We start from the raw sequence: 19,803 nt of genomic DNA, 5'->3' as shown, positions 1-19,803 counted from the left end.
TTATTTAATAAGTTGTTGTTCTTGCTTCATTGTAAAACTCCTGGAACAATTGGAGCAAACTCATCGTTGACCCGATAAGATCTTTTGTCTCCAGAAGAATGCCGAAGTATAATTTAGTGTTTTTGGGACTTGATTCAGAAGTTCTGATCCTTTCAATCTGTTTCTGGATAAGATCGCTTACATAGTTCATTAATTCCTGCTTTTCGCTTAGCAGGTTATCAATATTTCCGAATTCATGATTATCAAAAGTTTCTGTGATCTCATCAAATAGGATCTGCATTTTATCGTCAACTTTCTTCAGATCCCTGATTTGATTGAACTTTAAATTTTTATGGTTATTATGAACGTGGTTGTAACTATTCCTTGTAATAAAACCAATAGATTGAACCATATCCTGAAGATAATCCAGGGTTAGAATATAGAATTTACTTGCTTCAACCGAATCTTCATCCAGAGATTTAATGAAGTAAAAAATATTGTCTTTTAGTTCATCTACTTCAGATTCCAGTTTCTCAATTCGCTTATAATTCTTCTTCAGTTTGCTTAGATCATAATATCCTAATTGATCTACAGTCCTGGAATACATTTTATTGATCCCTCCTATCACATTTGAAATATTTTCAGAGGTTTCTGAAGTGATCTCATTAATGGTAATAATATCACTCTTCTTAAATTTCTTATTCGTTTTTTCTGCCTTGGCTTTTTTCGAATGCAAAAATCCACTTCTTACCACAAGTACTATCGCCAGAATGATTAGTACGGCTAGAGCAATGGTACCGCCAAAATATATGATCGCACCAAAGATTGCTGCTGCCGTAAAGGCAACTATTGCTGTAACAAACCAGCCTCCAATAACATTAAGAACTCCTGCTACACGGTAAACGGCACTTTCCCTATCCCATGCCCTGTCAGCTAAAGAGCTCCCCATAGCTACCATAAAAGTTACATAGGTGGTAGAAAGAGGTAATTTCATATTGGTGCCAATAGAGATCAGCACACTTGCCACAACAAGGTTCACAGAAGCGCGAACCATATCAAATGCAGGAGCATCAATCCTTCTATTTTTTAATCTAGCGGTTGGTTTATCGAATTTATTATCAATCTTCCTCTTCATTCTTTCCGGTAGTACTGTAGAAACCGCATTCCCGAATAAAACCGAATATCTTACAATACCTCTGGAAAGCCAGTTAGGCTCAAAACGTTCAACTCCATCGCCCTGCCTGGCCAAGTTAATCCCTGTATCTACTACAGAACGTGCTTTGCTAGAAAACCACAAGGTAATTACCATGATTCCCCCTGCAACAACCAAAAGTATTTCTGGAGTGGGAACACTTCCCGATAAACCTGTCATCGCAAATTCTGAAGGAAGAACACCGGTTGCCTCGTGAGCACTTTGCCAAAGATCAAAAGATTGCCACGCGGCTATTGGAACCCCGATAAAATTCACCAGGTCGTTTCCGGCGAAGGCTAAAGCCAGTGCGAAGGTCCCGATGATAATGATCACCCTTAAAATATTCACTTTAAGAACACTCATTAAAAATTGAGAGATCGCGGTAAATATCACGAATCCAATAAGTACAATTATGAATGTATTGGTATTGATATACTCCACTACCCCATCAGAGATAAATGAAACACTTTTCATCCCTTTGATCACAATGAAAAAAAGAATCGCAGTAAGGGAAAGTCCTCCAAAGGCAGAACCGAAGTATTTTATTTTACGTTCAAATTGAAATGAAAAAACGAGCCGGGAAATATACTGTACTATCGCTCCAATGAGAAAAGCAATCACCACAGCCATTAGTATTCCTATAATAATTTCGGTTGCTTTCGAAGTATTTATATAATCTGTAAGAAGACTCAAGTCTCCATTGCTTTCCTTATAAATCTTGATTGCTGCCATACAAACTGCAGCTCCAAGAAGTTCAAAAACTATGGAAACAGTTGTAGAGGTCGGTAGACCAAGGGAATTAAAAAAGTCGAGTAAGAGGACATCTGTGATCATGACGGCCATGAATATGATCATGATCTCTTCAAAATAGAATTGTCCTGGCATGAATATACCTTTCCTGGCAACTTCCATTAATCCGCTTGAAAAAATCGCTCCAATGGCAACACCCACACTGGCGACAATAAGAATGGTTCGCATAGATATGGCTTTGGAACCGATTGCCGAGTTAAGAAAGTTAATCGCATCGTTGCTAACTCCAACAACTAAGTCTGTAATAGCAAGGGCTAAAAGCGCCACTAACATTACCAGGTAAATGTCTTCCATAGATAGATCAATTATCAGCCTGCAAAATTTATAATTAAATTTTACATTGGCTTGGGGCTTAAAGTTATTAAAAGATTATTATTCCGGGCTTTTTTAAGCATTTCTTATATAATCACTAATTTTAAATCACAGATTCTGCTACAAGTCTTTTATTTAAATACATTGAAATTTTCTTCCGAATATGAATAAAGAAAAAAATACTAATGAACTTATTCATGAAACCAGCCCTTATCTCCTTCAGCATGCACACAACCCTGTTGATTGGAAAGCATGGAATGATGAAAGTCTGGACTCCGCAGAAAATGAAGATAAATTGTTATTGATAAGTGTAGGATATTCAGCCTGCCACTGGTGTCATGTTATGGAACACGAAAGTTTCGAAGACTTTGATGTTGCAGAGATCATGAATTCTAATTATATAAATATTAAGGTAGATAGAGAAGAACGCCCCGATGTAGACCAGGTTTATATGAATGCCGTGCAGGTTATGACAGGAATGGGTGGCTGGCCCATGAATGTGATAGCCTTACCAGATGGCAGACCAGTTTGGGGTGGAACATATTTCAAAAAAGAACAGTGGATGGATGCTTTAAAGCAAATATCGCACCTATACAAAACTCAACCTGAAAAATTAATTGAGTATGCAGATAAGCTGAAACAAGGATTAAAACAGATCCAGATCATAGAACCGGCAAAGGATTCTCAAAAAATTCACAGGGACATTTTCTTTCCGATAATTAATAAATGGAAAAGATCTTTTGACAAAAAAAACGGCGGCTATCAAAGAGCACCAAAATTTATGATGCCGAATAATTATGAATTTTTGATGCGATATGCTTTTCAGAATTCTGATAACGAAATGATGGATCACTGCCTTTTCACCTTAAATAAAATTTCCTGGGGTGGAGTTTTTGATCCTATAGATGGTGGATTTTCCCGGTATTCTGTAGATGAAAAGTGGCATGTGCCGCATTTTGAGAAAATGCTTTACGACAATGCCCAACTGGTAAGATTATATTCAAGAGCTTACAAGATCACTCATAATGAGTGGTATAAAAGCGTGGTGGAGAAAAGTCTGGAATTCATAGAATCGGAAATGACCGATGCTTCGGGAGCATTTTATTCAGCATTAGATGCCGATAGCGAAGATAAAAAAGGGCATAACGAAGAAGGTGCCTATTACGTTTGGAGTAAATCAGATTTAATAAAGTTGCTTGAAGACAATTATGAGATATTTTCTCAGGTCTATAATATTAACAATTTTGGTAAGTGGGAGGAGAATAAATATGTGCTTATCAGAACTAAATCATTTGAACAGCTTTCTGGAGATCTCAATTTATCTGAAAAAGAACTTCATGAAAAAATTTCTTCATGCCATGAAAAATTAAAATCTGCAAGAGCTACTAGAAAAAAACCAGGTCTGGATGACAAATCCCTTACTTCCTGGAATGCTTTAATGATTAGTGGTTACACGGAAGCTTTCAAAGCTTTTCAAAATTTAAAATATCTAAAAATTGCTGAAAAGAATGCAGAATTTATCATCAACAATCAAATCCAGGAGAATGGAAATCTCTATCATTCCTATAAAAAAGGCAAAAGCACCATTAATGGATATCTAGAAGATTACGCCTTCAGCATAACCGCCTTTCTGGATCTATACGAAGCGACTTTCCAAGAGAAATATCTGCAAACTGCCTATACTCTGCTCGAAAACGTGGAAAATAATTTTCAGGATAAGGATTCAGGTCTGTACTTCTTCAAATCTAAAGAAGACCGTAAATTAATAACCAATACTTTGGAGATAAATGATAATGTTATTTCAGCCTCAAACTCTGAGATGGCCAAAAATCTCTTCAGAATTGGAAAATTAAAAAGTCAGGAGGAGTTGATAGAAAAGTCTGAAAGTATGCTAAATACGGTACTTGAGCAGATTAAAGAACATCCTCATTCCTATTCTAACTGGCTCGATCTGGCTTTAAACTTCAGCCATCCATTTTACGAAGTGGCTATTACCGGAGATGAATTCAGAAAAAAGGCAAAAGTTTTTCAAAAAGAATTTTTACAAAATATTGTTATCGCCGGAACTGATAATGAATCTGAGCTTCCAATATTAAAGCAACGTTTGGTGAAGAATAAAAATCTGGTCTATATTTGCGAAAAAGGTGCTTGCCAACTTCCTCTAAGCTCGGAAAGTGAGTCATTACAACTGATTCGGCAAGTTTAACATAATTTAAAGAGGAAATAAACTCTATTTTTTTACAATTAGGGCTTAATTAAAAATACTAACAAAAAATTTATGGAAAAGCTGGATAGCTGGGGCGATATCGTCAAAGAATACGGAGCTAAATTTATCGATTATCTTCCTACATTAATTGGAGCGATCGTTCTACTTTTCGTAGGACTATGGATCATTAAACTGATCGTAAAATACCTGAAGAAACTATTTGAGAAAAAGGATTACGATCCAACACTGGAGAAATTCACTGTGAACGCAGCGAGCTGGGGATTAAAGATCATTCTTTTCGTACTTGTAATCACTCAATTAGGAGTTGAAAGTGCTTCGCTGGTAGCCGCAATTGGTGCCGCAGGTTTAGCCATTGGTCTTGCATTACAGGGATCTTTAGCGAACCTTGCCGGTGGTGTGCTCATCATCGTACTTAAACCTTTTAAAGTTGGAGACTGGATAGAGGCTCAGGGAGTTTCAGGAACTGTAGTTGAAATTTCTTTGTTCTACACGAAACTTGATACTTTCGGTAATCAACGCGTAGTGATCCCTAATGGTGAATTGAGTAATGATAATATCACCAACTACTCTTTCAACAAAACAAGGAAGGAAAATCTTTCTTTTGGTATTTCTTATGATGATGATATCAAGAAAGCGAAGGAAGTTCTTACTAATATGGTGATGGAGCAGGAAAACGTACTGAAAGATCCTGCGCCGCAGATCATTGTTTCGGAACTAGGTGATAGTTCTGTAAACTTCTCAGTAAGATATTTTGCTGAATTGCCTAATTTCTGGGATCTGCATTGGTACATGATCGAAGAAGGTAAAATAAGACTAGAAGAAGCAGGAATGACAATTCCTTATCCTCAGAGAGATGTTTATCTATATGATCAAACCAAAATGAGAGGTACTGTTAGAGAGAAAAAATCTGAATAGATCTAGAATCTTTAACCAACAATAAAGTCTTTTAAATAATAAGGCTCGAAGTAAGCGACATCTTCGGTGTCGCTTTTTTGATGCTTGAATTCGGCAATTTCAGCCATTTCTTTTGCTGAAGGAAATTCCTGTTTATGAAAAATGGCATTGGAGTTCTTACAGATATCTTCAAACTTAGCTACTCCATTTCCAATGAAATGAACCTTCGATTTTTCAAGGTATTCAGCAAATGAGTTTTCATCCAGAACCTGTGCCTGGGTATCTCTCACCTGCTCAAGATGAGAATTAAATACAGCGGAATAAACTTCCATTCTACGTGCATCCAGCATAGCAATGAAAATTCCCTCTTCCTCTTTCAATTTATAAGCGAGAAGATCTAAGGTAGGTATCGAGATAAGCGGTATATCCAGCGAAAAACATAATCCTTTAGCTGCAGAAACGCCAATCCTAAGACCTGTATAAGATCCAGGGCCTTTACTCACGGCAACAGCATCTAGTTGGTTTTTACTAATGCCAGCCTCAGACAATGCCTCATTGATAAACAGATGAAGCTTTTCTGCGTGAGAATAATTCTTACTATTATCTTCTTTTAGGGAAAGTAATTTTCCATCTTTAGCTATCCCAACCGAACAATTGGTCGTAGCTGTTTCAAGACATAATATGATTGCCAAAATATGCGGATTTACTCAGTTTCTTTCTCTTCTCCTTCTTTCTTCACTTCAATTTCGTCCCCAGAATCCAGGCTTTTAGTCACGGTACTATATGGCCCGGTAATTACAATATCACCCTTTTTGAGACCTTTCTTGATCTCGATATTAGAGTCATCCTGTATTCCAGTTTCTACCACGCGAAGTTTAGCTTTTCCGCCGTCTTTTACAAATACACATTCAAATTTTTCTTCATCATTCCCGGCTGGTTTTGCTGAAAATGATTTCTTCGTGGAAGTCGTATCACTTTTGATCACAATAGAGCTGATCGGGATACCGATCACTTCCATCCTCTTATTAGTAATTATGTCTACAGTTGCCGTCATTCCAGGTCTGAAAGGTGAATAATTTTCCGACTTTCCTTCCATAAGATCAGCATAAGATTCTTTAAGAATTCTAACTTTCACCTTAAAGTTGGTCACCTGGTCTGTAGTGAGTTCATTGTCTGCTGTATTCGAAATTTCAGTAACAACGCCGCTAAATTCCTTTCCAAGATATGCATCAACCTCAACGATCGTAGAATCACCCACAGAAACTTTCACAATATCATTTTCATTTACATCAACCTCCACTTCCATATTATCAAGGTTGGCTACACGAAGAATTTCGGTACCGGCCATTTGCTGAGTTCCAACCACTCTTTCACCAAGTTCAGCATCAAGCTTGGAAATAGTTCCGGTCATTGGCGCATAAATATTGGTTCTTCCAAGGTTATCCTGAGCTTCGGTTACGGTTGCCGCACTACTCTGCATGCTGTAATATGATGATTCTTTGTTCGCCTGAGCCATTTCGTAGTTAGAAATAACACCATCCCATTCAGCTTTAGAGATAACACCTTTTTCAAAAAGTGTTTTATTTCTGTTGTAATCTGCTTCAGCCTGCTTTAAGTTAGCCTGAGTCTGAGCATAATTAGCTTTTGAATTCTGATAACCAGCTCTAGCTCTTTGTACGCTAGACTGGTAAAGATCAGGGTTTACTCTTACTAAAAGATCCCCCTTTTCAACACTTTGCCCTTCTACAACCGGTAATTCAATGATTTCCCCAGATACTTCCGATGATAGTTTCACCTCAACTTCAGGCTGGATCTTTCCAGTAGCAGAAACGGTTTCGGTAATATCTATAGGCTGAATTTCTGTGATCTCAACCTCCTTAATATTTGCTGATTTCCCAAACCAACCAGCTTTTTTACCGATTACCAATACAATAATCAAGGCTACTACAACCCCGAGAATGATGAAAAGTGTCTTTTTATTCATTTAATTAAAATTTTAAATCCCTTACCGGAATTCCAAAATACAATTCTACAACCTTTAATTTAAAAATATAGTCGTACTTAGCCCTTAAAGCCTCTCTTTGAGTGTTTTCGTAACGAATTTTTGCCTGACTGAAATCAAAGGCATTGGTCAATCCCACATCATACCTTTCGGTCGCGTATTCGTAAGCCTTCGCCTGAGCTTCAGAAGCAACCAAGGCAGCTTCGTAAGCTTCGAAAGCACCTTTAGCATCTGTGTAAGCCTGGTAAACATTTGCTTCCAGATCAAGTTCTGCCTGCTCTAACTGAAATTCAGCACGCTTTACATTGATCTCATTTCTCTTCACCTGGTTTCTTGTTGCAAAGCCGTTCAGGATCGGCACATTCAACTGCACACCATAGCTAATACCGTCATTTCTATACAATTGCTCCATAAATGGTAGCGGACTCCCAACTGTTGGGATTGTATTTGGCGCCACAACGATCTCCTGCGATCCTTGCACAACACCTATCTGCCTTGATGGTTCATTAGGATCTAATACTGCACCGGTAATTCTACCCTGTCCGGTTTCCCTGGTATTATAATTGAAAAATGCATTAAGAGTTGGTAAATAGGCCCCTCTTGCAAGTTCAACATCTTTTTCCGCAAGTTCCTTATTAGCTTCTGCTATCCTGATCTCTGAACGCTCTTCTTTTGCTCTTTCAACAACCTCATTAGCCGAATTCTCAAGGATCTCATTTCCGAAAACATCGTAATCACGATCTACGATATCGAAATTCTTGTAATCCTGAATTCCAAGGATCTGCGCAAGGCTGATCAAAGAGATCTGGATCTGGTTCTCAGCAAGGATCATTCTTTGTTTTTCATCTGCCATGCTCGCTCTTATCTCCAGAAGATCACCTTCCGGTAAAACACCAGCATCAACAAGATCCTGAGTTCTTTGAAGTTGCTCTACGGTAACTTCATTCTGTGCACGCAGCACCTCAAGACTTTGCTTATTGAAAAGCACCTGTAAATATGAATCTGCTACAAAAAGAGCAATATCATCTTCCATTTTATCCAGGGCATATTCATTGGCCATTTTAGAGATACGAGCTCTTTGTAACTGTTTAAAATTTCTAAGTCCGTCGAATAAAGTGATCCCGGCACTAACTCCTGCAGAGAAGTTTCTCACGGTTTGGTTTTGAAGGATACCGGTGGTAACGTTCTGCGTTAAACCTGTATTCCAGGAATTGGAAGCCTGTGCATTGATACTCGGAATAAAATTTCCAAGGGCATCTATTCTTTCAATTTCAGAAACCTCCAGATCAAGCTCAGATTGCTTTACCTGAATATTGTTCTCAAGTGCATAATTCACACACTCTTCTAAAGTCCATTCCTTTTGTTGAGCGCTCACCTGGCTACAAAAAAGCAATAATATGGCTATTAAGCTAAAATTCTTCATAATGTTATTCTGTAAGATATGTCTGTAAAATGTGTAGGTTGTTACACAAGGAATAAATTTTCTAGTTTTGAGCGATGTTCATTGCCGGTTTCAGCTGGTTCCAAACCTTGATCTTATCTCCTTTTTGCACTCCGCTAAGCACCTCAACATTAATTCCGTCGCTAACACCCAGCTCAACATCCTGCTTTTCGAATTCCTGGTCTCCGGTCATAATTTCAACATATGGCTCCTGAGTTTCTGAATCAAACTGAACCAATGCTTCTTTGATGGAAAGAACATTTTCAGCTTTAGCAAGGATAATGGAAGCATTTGCACTTAATCCTGCACGAATGAAGGTAGTATCAGATTTGCTCAATGTTCCTTTAATTTCAAATTGGATAGCTCCATTCTCTTCAACTCCTTTTGGTGCGATATAATCAAGTATAGCATCAAAAGATTTATTTTCTATCGCTCCAACCGTAACTTCCAGTGGTAATTCTTCTTTGATCTTTCCTACTTCGCTCTCGTCAACTTTTCCTTCAAAGATCATTTCATTCACATCTGCAAGGGTTGCAATGGTAGTACCGTCATTGAAGTTGTTACTTTCAATAACCTGGTTACCGGTCTTCACAGGCACATCCAGCACCATACCTTCAACAGTAGACCTGATCAAGGTATTGGCTGCACTTCCAATACCGCTGGTAGTTCCAGTTCTTACGATCTCGTAGTTCTGTTGAGCCGATTTGTAATTCTGCTCTGCTCTTTTAAAGCTCACTTCAGCTCCGTCAAAATCGTTGGCAGCAATAACTCCTTTATCAAAAAGCTCTTTCTGCCTTTCAAAAACCTTTCTTTCATTTTCTAAATTGATCCTTGCAGTTGCTACAGCATCTTTTGCACTCTGAAGTGAAGATACGTTAGGAATCACCCTGATCTTTGCAATTAGATCTCCAGCCTTGATCTTGTCTCCGGCTTCAATATATATCTCATCGATAATACCTGAAATATTAGGCTTGATAAGCACTTCTTCTTTAGGAACTATCTTTCCTGTTGCAACGGTTTTCTTGATGATTGTTTGTTCAGTTGGCTCCTCGGTTTCATAAACAACTGGATCCTCCTGGTTTTTTTGATACAAATAGTACAAGGCTCCAACAAAGGTCACAGCGATAAGCACTAAAATTCCGATGGTTACAAATTTTTTCATTTTTTGATTGTGTTTCTATTTACTTTCTATTCAGTACGCAAAGCATCAACAGGCTTTACCTTTATCGCATGCTGTGCTGGGATTAGACCGGCTAACAAACCGGATATTATTAATATGGTTAATGCGATCATTACTACGCCGAGATTCACCGACGGATTTAAAAACATCATTTCTGAAGTATCCATGCCGTCCAGCTGAAGATTCACCAGCCAGATAACTGCGGTTGCCAGGATAATACCTGCCATCCCAGAAATTATGGTAAGGAAAATTGACTCCATTAAGATCTGACCACGAATAGACCAGGGAGTTGCTCCAAGCGCCCGGCGCACTCCAATTTCATTCGTTCTTTCCTTTACTACGATGAGCATAATATTGCTAATACCAATAATTCCAGAAAGCAATACCAGTACACCTACGAAATAGGCAACTGCTTTCAATGCTATAAAGAGTCCGTTAACTTTGCTAAATTCCTGGTAGAGATCAAAATTTCCTACCGCACGGTCATCTTCAGGATGAATTGTGTGTCGGCTCTTAATGATCTCAATAATATTCCCTTTTAAATTAGTAATTGAGGAACCATCTTTTGCCGTAATAGCCATCCAACCTACCTTATTTCCGCGGTTGAAAGCCTGTGAAAATGCTGTAAAAGGAACATAAATTTCCTTTTGTCCTTCTTCTGCATCACCTCCACGACTCTTTTTCTTATAGGTACCAATGACCATGAAATTCACTCCGTTGATCTTAATATAAGTTCCTAAAGGATCTTCACCCTTATCGTATAAGGCAGATTCAACTCCGTCGCCAATAATGGCAACTTTCCGCTTCCCATTTATATCTGAGTAATTCAGAAATCTACCTGAAGTAATGTCCATGGTTTCCTGCTGAATGATCTCAGGATAATCTCCATAGACATTGAAAGCTCCACTATTCAAGCCTCTAACTACATTATTATCACCACCAAATCCTCCTAACTGATTTCTTGGAGAGACAAATCTCAATCCCGGAACCTGCTCTTTTATAGCCGCTACATCTTCGATCTCAAAACTGTATCTGCGGCCCTTAGGCATTCCTTTATATGGTTTAGATGCTACCTGAGTCCACATGAACATGGTATTTGTAGCAATTCCACTAAAACCTTGTTTTACTCCGTTTTCAAGCCCTTTACCTGCCGCCAATAGAATTACAAGGATAAATATTCCCCATAACACTCCAAAAGCTGTTAGAATGGTTCTGAACCAGTTCGCAGTTAGTGCTTCTATTATTTCTTCCCAACGATCCCTGCTAAACATATTATTCGTCTCTTAAAGCTGTTATCGGTTTGATCCTTGCGGCTCTCCAGGCTGGGAAAAATCCCGCCAGTGCTCCGGCAAGAACAAGTATGAAAACTGTATTTATGGCTACAGTAAAGTTCACTGTTGGATTGTAGATATATTGCGTTTCTATAGCAGGACCAACAAATTCAAGTAAAGCAAGACTAAAGATGAGTCCTAGAAATCCAGCAATCGCCGTCACAAAAATAGACTCATGAAGAATCATCCCAATGATAGACATAGGCTGAGCTCCTAATGCTTTTCTAATACCAATCTCTCTAGTACGTTCCTTAACGATGATCAGCATAATATTACTAACCCCAACAACCCCAGCGATTATGGTACATATACCAACTCCCCAGAAAAAGAATTTGATCATATCCATTAGAGTGAAGAATCGCTTAGCATTTTCCAGTGTATTATTAATATAGATCGCACTGTTATCATCAGGTGCAATGGTATGTCTTGATTTTAGAAATTCTTCCAGATCGGCAGAGAATTGAGTTGAAACTGCAACTGCTTCATCAAAGCTATCTTCAGGTTTCAAAGTGATATATAATCTATCGATATTATTACCACCTCCAAAGGCCTTCTGCGCAGTAGTGATAGGTATTACCGTTCTGGTTTCTTCTCGTTCACCACCCGGATCTGTATAAACTCCAACCACCTTAAAATTCACTCCGGAAACCTGAACAATTTCACCAATAGGATCTTTATCTTTAAAAAGATCCATTTTAACCCGGTTACCAATTACCATGGTTTTTTCAGAGTTCTCTACATCATGAATATCGATGAATCTCCCACTCATCAGCGATATGTTCTCCAAAGTCTGGTAAGCCGGAAAGCTACCACGCACGTCGTAAGAACCAGATTCTTTTCCGTAACTAATAACTCTACCCCAATTCTGAAAAGTTGATGCAGATTTATCTAATTTATCTCCAAAAAGAAGAAGTATTTTATTGTAATCATCATTCTTCATCTGTATCCTTCTACCAGGATTTAAACCTTTATACTCTTTTGAAGTAACGCCAGGAAAGACATAAATGAGATTGGAAGCATCTTGCTCAAATTCACGAGCAATTCCGTTACGCATTCCTTCACCAATACCCAGTAAAATCACCAAAATAAATATCCCGGAAGCAACCGAAAGTCCTGTTAGAAACGTTCGTAATTTATTCTTACGAATGGTTTCAAAAATTTCGTTCCACCTGTCTAAATCAAACATTCTCTAATGCTCTTACCTGTGAAACTACCGTGTCCTCTATAATAACACCATCTTTCAGATTCACGATCCTTTTGGTCATCTGAGCGATATCGTGTTCGTGGGTTACGACCAGGATAGTTCTTCCGTCGTCGTTGATCTCCTGAATAAGATCCATTACCTCGTACGAGGTTTTAGTATCTAAAGCTCCTGTAGGCTCATCGGCCAGCAGAACTTTAGGATCACTAGCCAGCGCCCTTGCAATGGCAACCCTTTGTTTTTGCCCTCCTGAAAGTTCATTTGGTAAATGTCCTGCCCAATCGGCGAGACCTACCTTTTCAAGGTAACTGTTAGCTCTATCCATTCGCTCACCTCGGGAGAATCCCTGGTAATACAATGGCAAAGCAACATTATCTAAAGCTGTTTTATACGATATGAGGTTGAAAGACTGGAAGATGAAACCCAGGAACTTATTCCTGTATTTCGCAGCTTTTTTCTCGTTAAGATTCTTAATAGGCACTCCGTCAAGAATATAAGAACCCTCATCTGCTTCATCTAACATTCCCAGAATATTAAGAAGAGTAGATTTTCCAGATCCTGAAGAACCCATGATAGATACGAGTTCACCTTCCTTTACGTCAAGATTAATTCCCTTAAGTACATGAAGAGAATTAGCACCCATTTTATAGGATTTGTGAAGATTTGATATTTCAATCATGATTGATGGTTATTAATTGGAGAAATGACTCTCTACTTAATAAGACTATCAAAAAAATAAAATGTTACAGTTATGTTATAAAAATCATATAATCTTTACGTTTCTTTGCTTTCATTTCAGGCTTTAAGAGGCCTAGATACTATTATCCTAAAATCTATTTGCAATACTTCTACCTTACCATTTCATGAAAAAAGCCTTTTCATTTCTGCTTTTCGTTATATGTTTAAACAATCTATTTGCTTTCCAGGATTCCGACGAAAAGAACTCTCTCAAGGGACTATATCTATCTGCAAGTTTTGGAGTTATAAATTATGATTACTCCGAAAATCTTCTAATTGGAAATTATGAAACCACCGGAATCACCGGAAGAAATGCATTTGCTGGTAGATTTTCTGTTGGATATCATCTTACTGAAAAATGGGATATTGAATTTAGCGTAATGAGACCAGGTGCATGGGTTCAGTATAATTTTGACGAACCCAGGAAATTTGATAAATCTGTCTGGACCAATATCTGGGCGCTCAGCGGAAGAAGAAATTTCAGGTTTTTCAGCAATACCAGATTATACCTTGAAGCTGGTATCAGCAATGTTTCAAGAACCGGTTTCGACATTAATAAAGAAGTAGTCATTCCTTCAGTTAGATATATCTACCCTATCACTTCGGCCGGACTTTTATATCCTATCTCCTCAAAGATCGATGCAGCTATAAATTTCACATATTCTCCGCAGAGTAATAAATACAATCAGCCCGCGACCAGTTTTATTGCCGGAGGAATCGTATACCATGTTAGAGAACAATCTGATGAAGTAAAGAATAAATATTTGAATACTGAATACAAATTTCCAGATCATCTATTTCATATAGGATATGCTTCAGATGCCGCAGGATTTAATATTAACAGGCAATTCTCCAGCGGATTGGACACAAGTATTCCAATGTTCTGGCTTGGTGATGTTTTTGTAGAAAATGGAATTACGGCTTCCTATCAGAAAAACATTTTTCATACCGAAAAGAATTTCTCTTTTAGTGCAGGCGCGAGCCTTTCCTATTTAAATACGCAGAAAGACGAGTCATTTTATACAATTTCAGTTTTTCCGGTGATCAAGTGGTGGTTTCTAAGAACAAAACCAGTGGACCTGTACTTTAATTATTCACTTATTGGGCCGGCCTATATATCTTCGAGCGTACTTGACGGACTGGATACCGGTGAAGAATTCACTTTTCAGGATTTTATGGGCATTGGATTTTTATTTGGAAAAGGGCGCAATTACAATCTTGACCTCAAGATCGCGCATTATTCAAACGGAAACATTTTCACTGATAATCCCGGAGTAGCTGTACCTCTTATGCTAAGCTTTGGATATGCACTATATTAATATTCTAAGCTTCTGAAGGATTTTTCTTTCTTTTCTTACGGGAGCGATATATGAAGTATCCCACTCCACCTATTAAAAGGTAAGGAAAGATCATAAGGTAAAGAATGCCATCGTTTATTCCTTTGGCGGTACTTTGATCTGCTTCACTTTCAAGAACTGCACGACACATGGCACATTGAGCTTCGGCAAATTCTGGAATTAGAACTAACACCAGTAAAATAAAACCTATGTATTTAAAATTCTTCATCATCAATTCATTTACCTAAATACACTCAAAATTAAGCATTTTCAGATCAATAATATGGCATCATGAATAGAAACACCAATACACCTGTAATTGCAACATATAACCAGATTGGGAAGGTATACCTGGCGATCTTTGAGTGTTTACTGTATTGCCCACTTAAACCTCTGTACATCGTAAAAAGTACTAGGGGAACTATGATCCCAGAAAGCACAATATGAGTAACCAGGATAAAGAAGTAAACATATCTTAGAATTCCTTCACCTCCATAAGGCACAGGTTCATTACTAATTTTGGAAAGCACATAACTCAAAAGAAATACCACTGATAGTCCAAAAGCAGCGATCATGGTATTTCTATGTTCAAGATATTTTTCAGATTTCATGAAATAGTAACCGATGATCAACAAAATCGCTGTCAAAAAATTCAGAATTCCATGGTAAAGTGGAAATGTTATAGCATCAACCCCAAACATATTATAACGCTCAGGCAACAGCATAAGAACTAAAACGATCACCGGAACTGCGATAGAAAGTCCAATAATTACAGGTACGGCAACCTTATCTGATGATTTTATTGTTGTCTTCAAAGTAATTTCTTTATATCCTCAATTAATATTTCAATTTGCGGTTCTTCTTCTCCACGAACCACAGACTTATTTCTTTCTACCGAACCTCTGTAATAAATGAGCGGATTTCCAAACTGATCTTTTCTTGACCTAATGTAACCTTCCTGATCTACCAGCGCAAACATTCCCTGGTGAGCAAAACCACCTGCAGCGTCTGCATCTTCACCAGCATAAAGACCAAAACCCTTATTTGCCAGGTTATAGATTTTTGTTCCTTCACCAGTCATAAGATTCCAGTTTGGATGATCAATACCATAATTTTCAGCATATTCAGCAAGTACTTCCGGAGTATCGTGACCAGGATCTATGCTGAAAGAAGCAATGCCGAAATCATCTTTATCTTCAAATTCGTCCTGAATTTCTACCAGATTTTTATTCATAATCGGGCAAATGGTGGGACAGGTAGTAAAGAAAAATTCTACCAAATACACCTTCCCTTGGTAATCTTCATTACTGATTGTATCACCATCCTGATTGATAAATTCAAATTCAGGTGCTTTCTTTTTCTCTCCATCGAGAACGATATAAGACAGTGCTTCTCCAGAATCTTTACTGGTCTTTTCTCTTTTCTGATTTAACCTGTCTGATGAAACCACTTCATCTTCACTTATCCTGTCTATGATCTTCGGAATGAAAAGTATCCCGAAAACAAGAATAACCAATGATATACCTACGTAAGAGTAATTTTTCATTTTACTTTTTTCTTTCAGAATTATTTCTTTTCAGCGCTAATCTGTATTCTGCGAGGATCACTTTAACATCGTCGTTCATCTTATTATTAAGCTCGGCAACATCCCTGGAATCATAACCGTATAATTCTCCATAATCTTCATCATCATCCCTTCCTCGAAGGTTTCCATCTTTATCTACTATAAAAACATATGGAGTGTGACTTTCTGAATCTAATTTATGAGTTGTCTGGAAGCTCTGGAAGACTTCTGAAATTTCTTCCGGGCTGGCATAAGCGATGCGCCATTCAGAAGATTCTGTGATTTTCTCAAAGCTCTGTATATATTCGTTAGTTTCCTGCCTGGCTTCTTCCGGTAGTACTAATACAAATTGAAAATCGTCAAAACTGTAATATTTTTCAAGGATCTTTTTATCGAGGTTGAAAGTATTCCCCTTGATCTTTTCAAGGTCTGAACCAAAGAAAGCCACAACGCTAATATGATCCTGAAAGCTGATAGACTCCTTGGAATCTGTCTTAAAAGAAGAAATGTCTTTTACATTTTCTGTCAATACGGGGAGCCTGGCAAAATTGTTCTTTCCGGAGGCAAAAAACAAGTATGCGGTAATTGGGAGGGCAAATAAAATACCGAGTACCAGAAACTTTTTCATAAGCTGAAAATCCAGTTTTACAAAGGGCTACAAAAATAAAAAGACGGTTTCATAAAACCGCCTTTTCAAATGCTTTTAACTTTTGTTAAAAATCCCAGGCTACATGACCCGACTTGTAAACGTCGTAAATGTAACCTCCTTCAGTAAGAAGGATAAAGATCAAATAACAAATTAGGAATACCGCTGTCCAAACAATTGCTCTACGCAATCCTTTGGTCTCATGCTCAAGGTGCATGAAAGCCCATGCGATGTAGTATGCTTTATAAATAGTAAGGATAATGAAGATCCAGTTAAGCAACTTCATTCCCAACAGGTAAGTATTAGTTAAAATTTCAGGTTTAATAATACCCAGAATAACTTCAATAATAGTTACAACTGAAAGTATTGCGAAAACTGACCAGATCCTTTTGCTTGCCGATCCGTGATTATGTGTTGTATCGTGAGCCATAATAATTTATTTCAGAATTAAACCAAGTAAAAGAATGTGAATACGAATACCCATACAAGGTCTACAAAGTGCCAGTAAAGTCCAACTTTTTCAACCATTTCATAACTTCCTCTTCTATCGTAAGTACCAATGATCACGTTAAAGAAAATAATGATATTGATGATCACTCCAGATAATACGTGAAATCCGTGGAATCCTGTAATGAAGAAAAAGAAATCTGCGAATAACGGTGTTCCATATTCGTTCTGAGAAAGGTTTGCTCCTTCAACAGTACCTATGGCATCATTATTCAGTTTCATTAGAGACTCTTCTCTGGTAAGAATTGTTTTCTCACCCTCTTCGGTAAGCATTTGTGTTCTTATAAGTAGATCTTCATTCTGAATGAATCCTGCTTTTACTTCGTCAAGACTATAAGTTGGAAGCGCTTCACCAGAATCGAACCAGATACCGTTGTTTGCATCGTGCTCCACTCTGTCTCCAGCGATAGGCACTGCAATTTCTGAAAGTGCTACTCTCTCTCCCTCTCCATCTATGAACTGAAGGATGTTTCCACCTTTAGTAGTAACAGCTCCATATTCTCCGCTAATGAAATTTTTCCACTCCCATGCCTGAGATCCAACGAAAATCACACCACCAATAATGGTAAGGAACATGTAAATAGTAACTTTCCCTTTTTTCATATGATGACCAGCATCTACAGCCAATACCATCGTTACAGATGAGAAAATAAGTATAAATGTCATCAAGGCCACATAATACATTGGAGCATCTACTCCATGTAAAAATGGGAAGTGAGTAAACACCTCATCGGCGATTGGCCATGAATCGATGAATTTAAATCTTGAAAAACCGTAAGCGGCAAGGAATCCTGAAAATGTTAAAGCATCAGAAAGGATGAAAAACCACATCATCATCTTTCCGTAACTTGCTTTTAGTGGTTGATTACCACCACCCCAGGTTTTACCTTCTGTGCCTGTTCTAACGACAGTAGCCTCCATAGAAGTAGTTTAATGTTAAAGGATGCGCAAAAATACGCAATTTTATTATCTAAAGAAATATAAAAAGAAAATCAAGTAAAGCCATAGCAAGTCAACGAAATGCCAGAAAGTTGCACCTAGCTCAAATCCAAGCATTTGTCCTGCTTTATAACGTTGTTTAAAATGGTTATAAATTAAGACCAAAAGCACTATAATTCCAATAGCTAGGTGGGCAAGATGCGCTAAAACAAGTACATAGATGAAAGAAGTGGTGATTGAACTCTCACTTCCTGTAAAATAATACCCATTCTGAATGATCTCAGAAAAGCTGTAAAACTGAAACACAACAAAAAGAATGGCAAGGATCAACGTGCCAATCAAAAAAGCACTCGCATTTCTCCTATTCCCAGCCTTGATCATTCTTTTACTAAGTATCAGCGTAAGACTACTTCCTACGATAACCAATGTGCTCCATAAGAATGAGATTGGTAATTCAAAGTCGGTTAGCCAGTCTGGCCTGTTCTTACTTACCACATAAGCACTGGTAAGTCCTGCGAAGGTCATCACCATACTTATGATCCCAAACCAGAGCATCATCTTCTTGGCTCTGCCGTGTTTTTTCTCTTCAGATCCCTGAGTTAAATCCATTGTCTAATAAATTTATCCAATACGTATACAATTTGCAGTAGCGTGATATAAGACACACTCGCAAACATTAGTTTTTTGGCTGCTTCAGCCGTCTTTTCTTTAAATAACTTTATCGCGTAATAAAGCATTCCCATGCCCAAAAGGAAGATAATAACTCCTGAAACCGGTGTCAGCATTAGTTTACCTGTAACTCCAAATACTGGAATCAACGAAACCATGATCGTCCAGCAGGTATAAAGAATTATCTGAATAGCCGTTCCGCGATCGCGCTTTCCGGTTGGCAACATGAAGAAACCTCCTTTTTTATAATCATCGAATAACCACCAGCCTATAGCCCAGAAATGTGGGAACTGCCAGAAGAATTGGATCATAAACAAGGTTCCCGGTTCAATGCTAAAACTACCTGATGCAGCAACCCATCCCAACATAAATGGAATAGCTCCCGGAAATGCTCCTACAAATACTGAAAGTGGTGTTTTTGTCTTTAGCGGAGTGTAAATACTAACGTAAAGAAATATACTTATCGCCCCGAACATTGCTGTCTTCGGATTAATAATATAAAGCACTATCAAACCAAGAACGGTAAAAACACTGGCAATTGTAAAAGCAACCGGAACAGTCATTCTACCAGCAGGCAGCGGTCTGTTTTTGGTACGATCCATCAAAGCATCCAGGTTCCTTTCAATGATCTGGTTATAAGCGTTAGAAGCGCCAACCATAAGATAACCACCAATCGCAAGAAGCGTCACTACCACGAAATCTATATTATCTGCTCCAAGAAAATACCCTGCAACAGATGAAAAGACTACACTTATAGCCAACCTCATCTTGGTAATTTCCTTAAAGTCTGATAGAATGGAAGCGTTGGGATTATGTACGCGAGTGTTGCTCAAA

Annotated in this window: 19 protein-coding genes; 3 read left to right on the top strand and 16 right to left on the bottom strand. The window is 38.0% G+C overall.

Going from position 1 to position 19,803, the window contains the following annotated elements; all coding sequences use genetic code 11:
- Positions 1-4 precede the first annotated feature (4 nt).
- Positions 5-2,275: an inorganic phosphate transporter gene (locus RE431_RS02040; RefSeq protein WP_309560291.1), complete on the bottom strand. Its 2,271-nt coding sequence runs from the start codon at positions 2,273-2,275 to the stop codon at positions 5-7.
- 181 nt (positions 2,276-2,456) lie between these two features.
- Here RE431_RS02040 and RE431_RS02035 point away from each other — a divergent pair, with 181 nt between their 5' ends.
- The gene (locus RE431_RS02035; protein ID WP_309560290.1) at positions 2,457-4,499 is read left to right on the top strand and encodes a thioredoxin domain-containing protein; all 2,043 of its coding nucleotides are present in this window, start codon (positions 2,457-2,459) and stop codon (positions 4,497-4,499) included.
- A gap of 72 nt (positions 4,500-4,571) precedes the next feature.
- The gene (locus tag RE431_RS02030) at positions 4,572-5,435 is read left to right on the top strand and encodes a mechanosensitive ion channel family protein (protein WP_309560289.1); all 864 of its coding nucleotides are present in this window, start codon (positions 4,572-4,574) and stop codon (positions 5,433-5,435) included.
- An 11-nt stretch (positions 5,436-5,446) separates the two neighbouring features.
- Here RE431_RS02030 and tsaB read toward each other — a convergent pair whose 3' ends face one another.
- The 7 genes from tsaB to RE431_RS01995 all read right to left on the bottom strand — a co-directional run bounded on the left by tsaB (position 5,447) and on the right by RE431_RS01995 (position 13,248).
- Positions 5,447-6,106 carry a tRNA (adenosine(37)-N6)-threonylcarbamoyltransferase complex dimerization subunit type 1 TsaB gene (gene tsaB, locus RE431_RS02025; protein WP_309560288.1) on the bottom strand — a complete coding sequence of 220 codons (660 nt, stop codon included), beginning with the start codon at positions 6,104-6,106 and terminating at the stop codon, positions 5,447-5,449.
- Positions 6,107-6,117: 11 nt separating this feature from the next.
- Positions 6,118-7,398 (bottom strand): efflux RND transporter periplasmic adaptor subunit, encoded by a 1,281-nt coding sequence (locus tag RE431_RS02020; protein ID WP_309560287.1) that lies wholly within the window; start codon positions 7,396-7,398, stop codon positions 6,118-6,120.
- A gap of 4 nt (positions 7,399-7,402) precedes the next feature.
- The gene (locus RE431_RS02015) at positions 7,403-8,839 is read right to left on the bottom strand and encodes a TolC family protein (RefSeq protein ID WP_309560286.1); all 1,437 of its coding nucleotides are present in this window, start codon (positions 8,837-8,839) and stop codon (positions 7,403-7,405) included.
- 61 nt (positions 8,840-8,900) lie between these two features.
- Positions 8,901-10,019 carry an efflux RND transporter periplasmic adaptor subunit gene (locus RE431_RS02010; protein ID WP_309560285.1) on the bottom strand — a complete coding sequence of 373 codons (1,119 nt, stop codon included), beginning with the start codon at positions 10,017-10,019 and terminating at the stop codon, positions 8,901-8,903.
- 26 nt (positions 10,020-10,045) lie between these two features.
- On the bottom strand, positions 10,046-11,308 hold the full coding sequence (locus tag RE431_RS02005; RefSeq protein WP_309560284.1) for an ABC transporter permease: 1,263 nt from the start codon (positions 11,306-11,308) through the stop codon (positions 10,046-10,048).
- A gap of 1 nt (position 11,309) precedes the next feature.
- The gene (locus RE431_RS02000) at positions 11,310-12,554 is read right to left on the bottom strand and encodes an ABC transporter permease (RefSeq protein WP_309560283.1); all 1,245 of its coding nucleotides are present in this window, start codon (positions 12,552-12,554) and stop codon (positions 11,310-11,312) included.
- Positions 12,547-13,248 (bottom strand): ABC transporter ATP-binding protein, encoded by a 702-nt coding sequence (locus RE431_RS01995; protein ID WP_309560282.1) that lies wholly within the window; start codon positions 13,246-13,248, stop codon positions 12,547-12,549. Before RE431_RS01995 ends, RE431_RS02000 begins: the two co-directional genes overlap by 8 nt.
- Positions 13,249-13,432: 184 nt before the next feature.
- Between RE431_RS01995 and RE431_RS01990 the strand changes: the two genes are divergently transcribed.
- A complete protein-coding gene (locus RE431_RS01990) occupies positions 13,433-14,626 on the top strand; it encodes an acyloxyacyl hydrolase (protein WP_309560281.1) in 1,194 nt (397 codons plus the stop codon).
- A gap of 4 nt (positions 14,627-14,630) precedes the next feature.
- Here RE431_RS01990 and RE431_RS01985 read toward each other — a convergent pair whose 3' ends face one another.
- From RE431_RS01985 to cyoE, 8 genes are all read right to left on the bottom strand, one after another.
- Positions 14,631-14,873, bottom strand: a complete 243-nt coding sequence (locus RE431_RS01985) for a hypothetical protein (RefSeq protein WP_309560624.1) — start codon at positions 14,871-14,873, stop codon at positions 14,631-14,633.
- A 46-nt stretch (positions 14,874-14,919) separates the two neighbouring features.
- On the bottom strand, positions 14,920-15,459 hold the full coding sequence (locus RE431_RS01980; protein ID WP_309560280.1) for a DUF420 domain-containing protein: 540 nt from the start codon (positions 15,457-15,459) through the stop codon (positions 14,920-14,922).
- Complete coding sequence (locus tag RE431_RS01975; protein WP_309560279.1) at positions 15,456-16,190, bottom strand: SCO family protein; 735 nt, start codon at positions 16,188-16,190, stop codon at positions 15,456-15,458. The genes RE431_RS01980 and RE431_RS01975 overlap by 4 nt, the downstream gene beginning before the upstream one ends.
- Before the next feature lies 1 nt (position 16,191).
- On the bottom strand, positions 16,192-16,836 hold the full coding sequence (locus tag RE431_RS01970) for a hypothetical protein (protein WP_309560278.1): 645 nt from the start codon (positions 16,834-16,836) through the stop codon (positions 16,192-16,194).
- Positions 16,837-16,921: 85 nt separating this feature from the next.
- The gene (locus RE431_RS01965) at positions 16,922-17,284 is read right to left on the bottom strand and encodes a cytochrome C oxidase subunit IV family protein (RefSeq protein ID WP_309560277.1); all 363 of its coding nucleotides are present in this window, start codon (positions 17,282-17,284) and stop codon (positions 16,922-16,924) included.
- Between the two features lie 17 nt (positions 17,285-17,301).
- Positions 17,302-18,282: a cytochrome c oxidase subunit 3 gene (locus RE431_RS01960; protein WP_309560276.1), complete on the bottom strand. Its 981-nt coding sequence runs from the start codon at positions 18,280-18,282 to the stop codon at positions 17,302-17,304.
- Positions 18,283-18,327: 45 nt separating this feature from the next.
- On the bottom strand, positions 18,328-18,909 hold the full coding sequence (locus RE431_RS01955; RefSeq protein ID WP_309560275.1) for a cytochrome c oxidase subunit 3: 582 nt from the start codon (positions 18,907-18,909) through the stop codon (positions 18,328-18,330).
- Positions 18,900-19,802 (bottom strand): heme o synthase, encoded by a 903-nt coding sequence (gene cyoE / locus RE431_RS01950; protein ID WP_309560274.1) that lies wholly within the window; start codon positions 19,800-19,802, stop codon positions 18,900-18,902. Before cyoE ends, RE431_RS01955 begins: the two co-directional genes overlap by 10 nt.
- Position 19,803: the final 1 nt, after the last annotated feature.

Source organism: Christiangramia sediminicola (genome assembly GCF_031344135.1).
Classification (GTDB): Bacteria; Bacteroidota; Bacteroidia; order Flavobacteriales; family Flavobacteriaceae; genus Christiangramia; species Christiangramia sediminicola.
The sequence above is the reverse complement of the archived record's forward strand: the minus strand, read 5'-3'. Positions and strand labels throughout refer to the sequence as shown.

Coding starts and splice junctions, on each gene's coding strand:
- RE431_RS02015 (WP_309560286.1), bottom strand. CDS start 8,839: ATGAAGAATTTTAGCTTAATAGCCATATTATTGCTTTTTTGTAGCCAG.
- RE431_RS02030 (WP_309560289.1), top strand. CDS start 4,572: ATGGAAAAGCTGGATAGCTGGGGCGATATCGTCAAAGAATACGGAGCT.
- RE431_RS01985 (WP_309560624.1), bottom strand. CDS start 14,873: ATGAAGAATTTTAAATACATAGGTTTTATTTTACTGGTGTTAGTTCTA.
- RE431_RS02010 (WP_309560285.1), bottom strand. CDS start 10,019: ATGAAAAAATTTGTAACCATCGGAATTTTAGTGCTTATCGCTGTGACC.
- RE431_RS01995 (WP_309560282.1), bottom strand. CDS start 13,248: ATGATTGAAATATCAAATCTTCACAAATCCTATAAAATGGGTGCTAAT.
- RE431_RS01955 (WP_309560275.1), bottom strand. CDS start 18,909: ATGGATTTAACTCAGGGATCTGAAGAGAAAAAACACGGCAGAGCCAAG.
- RE431_RS01975 (WP_309560279.1), bottom strand. CDS start 16,190: ATGAAAAATTACTCTTACGTAGGTATATCATTGGTTATTCTTGTTTTC.
- RE431_RS02005 (WP_309560284.1), bottom strand. CDS start 11,308: ATGTTTAGCAGGGATCGTTGGGAAGAAATAATAGAAGCACTAACTGCG.
- RE431_RS02020 (WP_309560287.1), bottom strand. CDS start 7,398: ATGAATAAAAAGACACTTTTCATCATTCTCGGGGTTGTAGTAGCCTTG.
- RE431_RS01965 (WP_309560277.1), bottom strand. CDS start 17,284: ATGGCTCACGATACAACACATAATCACGGATCGGCAAGCAAAAGGATC.
- RE431_RS01990 (WP_309560281.1), top strand. CDS start 13,433: ATGAAAAAAGCCTTTTCATTTCTGCTTTTCGTTATATGTTTAAACAAT.
- RE431_RS02040 (WP_309560291.1), bottom strand. CDS start 2,275: ATGGAAGACATTTACCTGGTAATGTTAGTGGCGCTTTTAGCCCTTGCT.
- RE431_RS01960 (WP_309560276.1), bottom strand. CDS start 18,282: ATGGAGGCTACTGTCGTTAGAACAGGCACAGAAGGTAAAACCTGGGGT.
- RE431_RS02000 (WP_309560283.1), bottom strand. CDS start 12,554: ATGTTTGATTTAGACAGGTGGAACGAAATTTTTGAAACCATTCGTAAG.
- RE431_RS02035 (WP_309560290.1), top strand. CDS start 2,457: ATGAATAAAGAAAAAAATACTAATGAACTTATTCATGAAACCAGCCCT.
- RE431_RS01970 (WP_309560278.1), bottom strand. CDS start 16,836: ATGAAAAAGTTTCTGGTACTCGGTATTTTATTTGCCCTCCCAATTACC.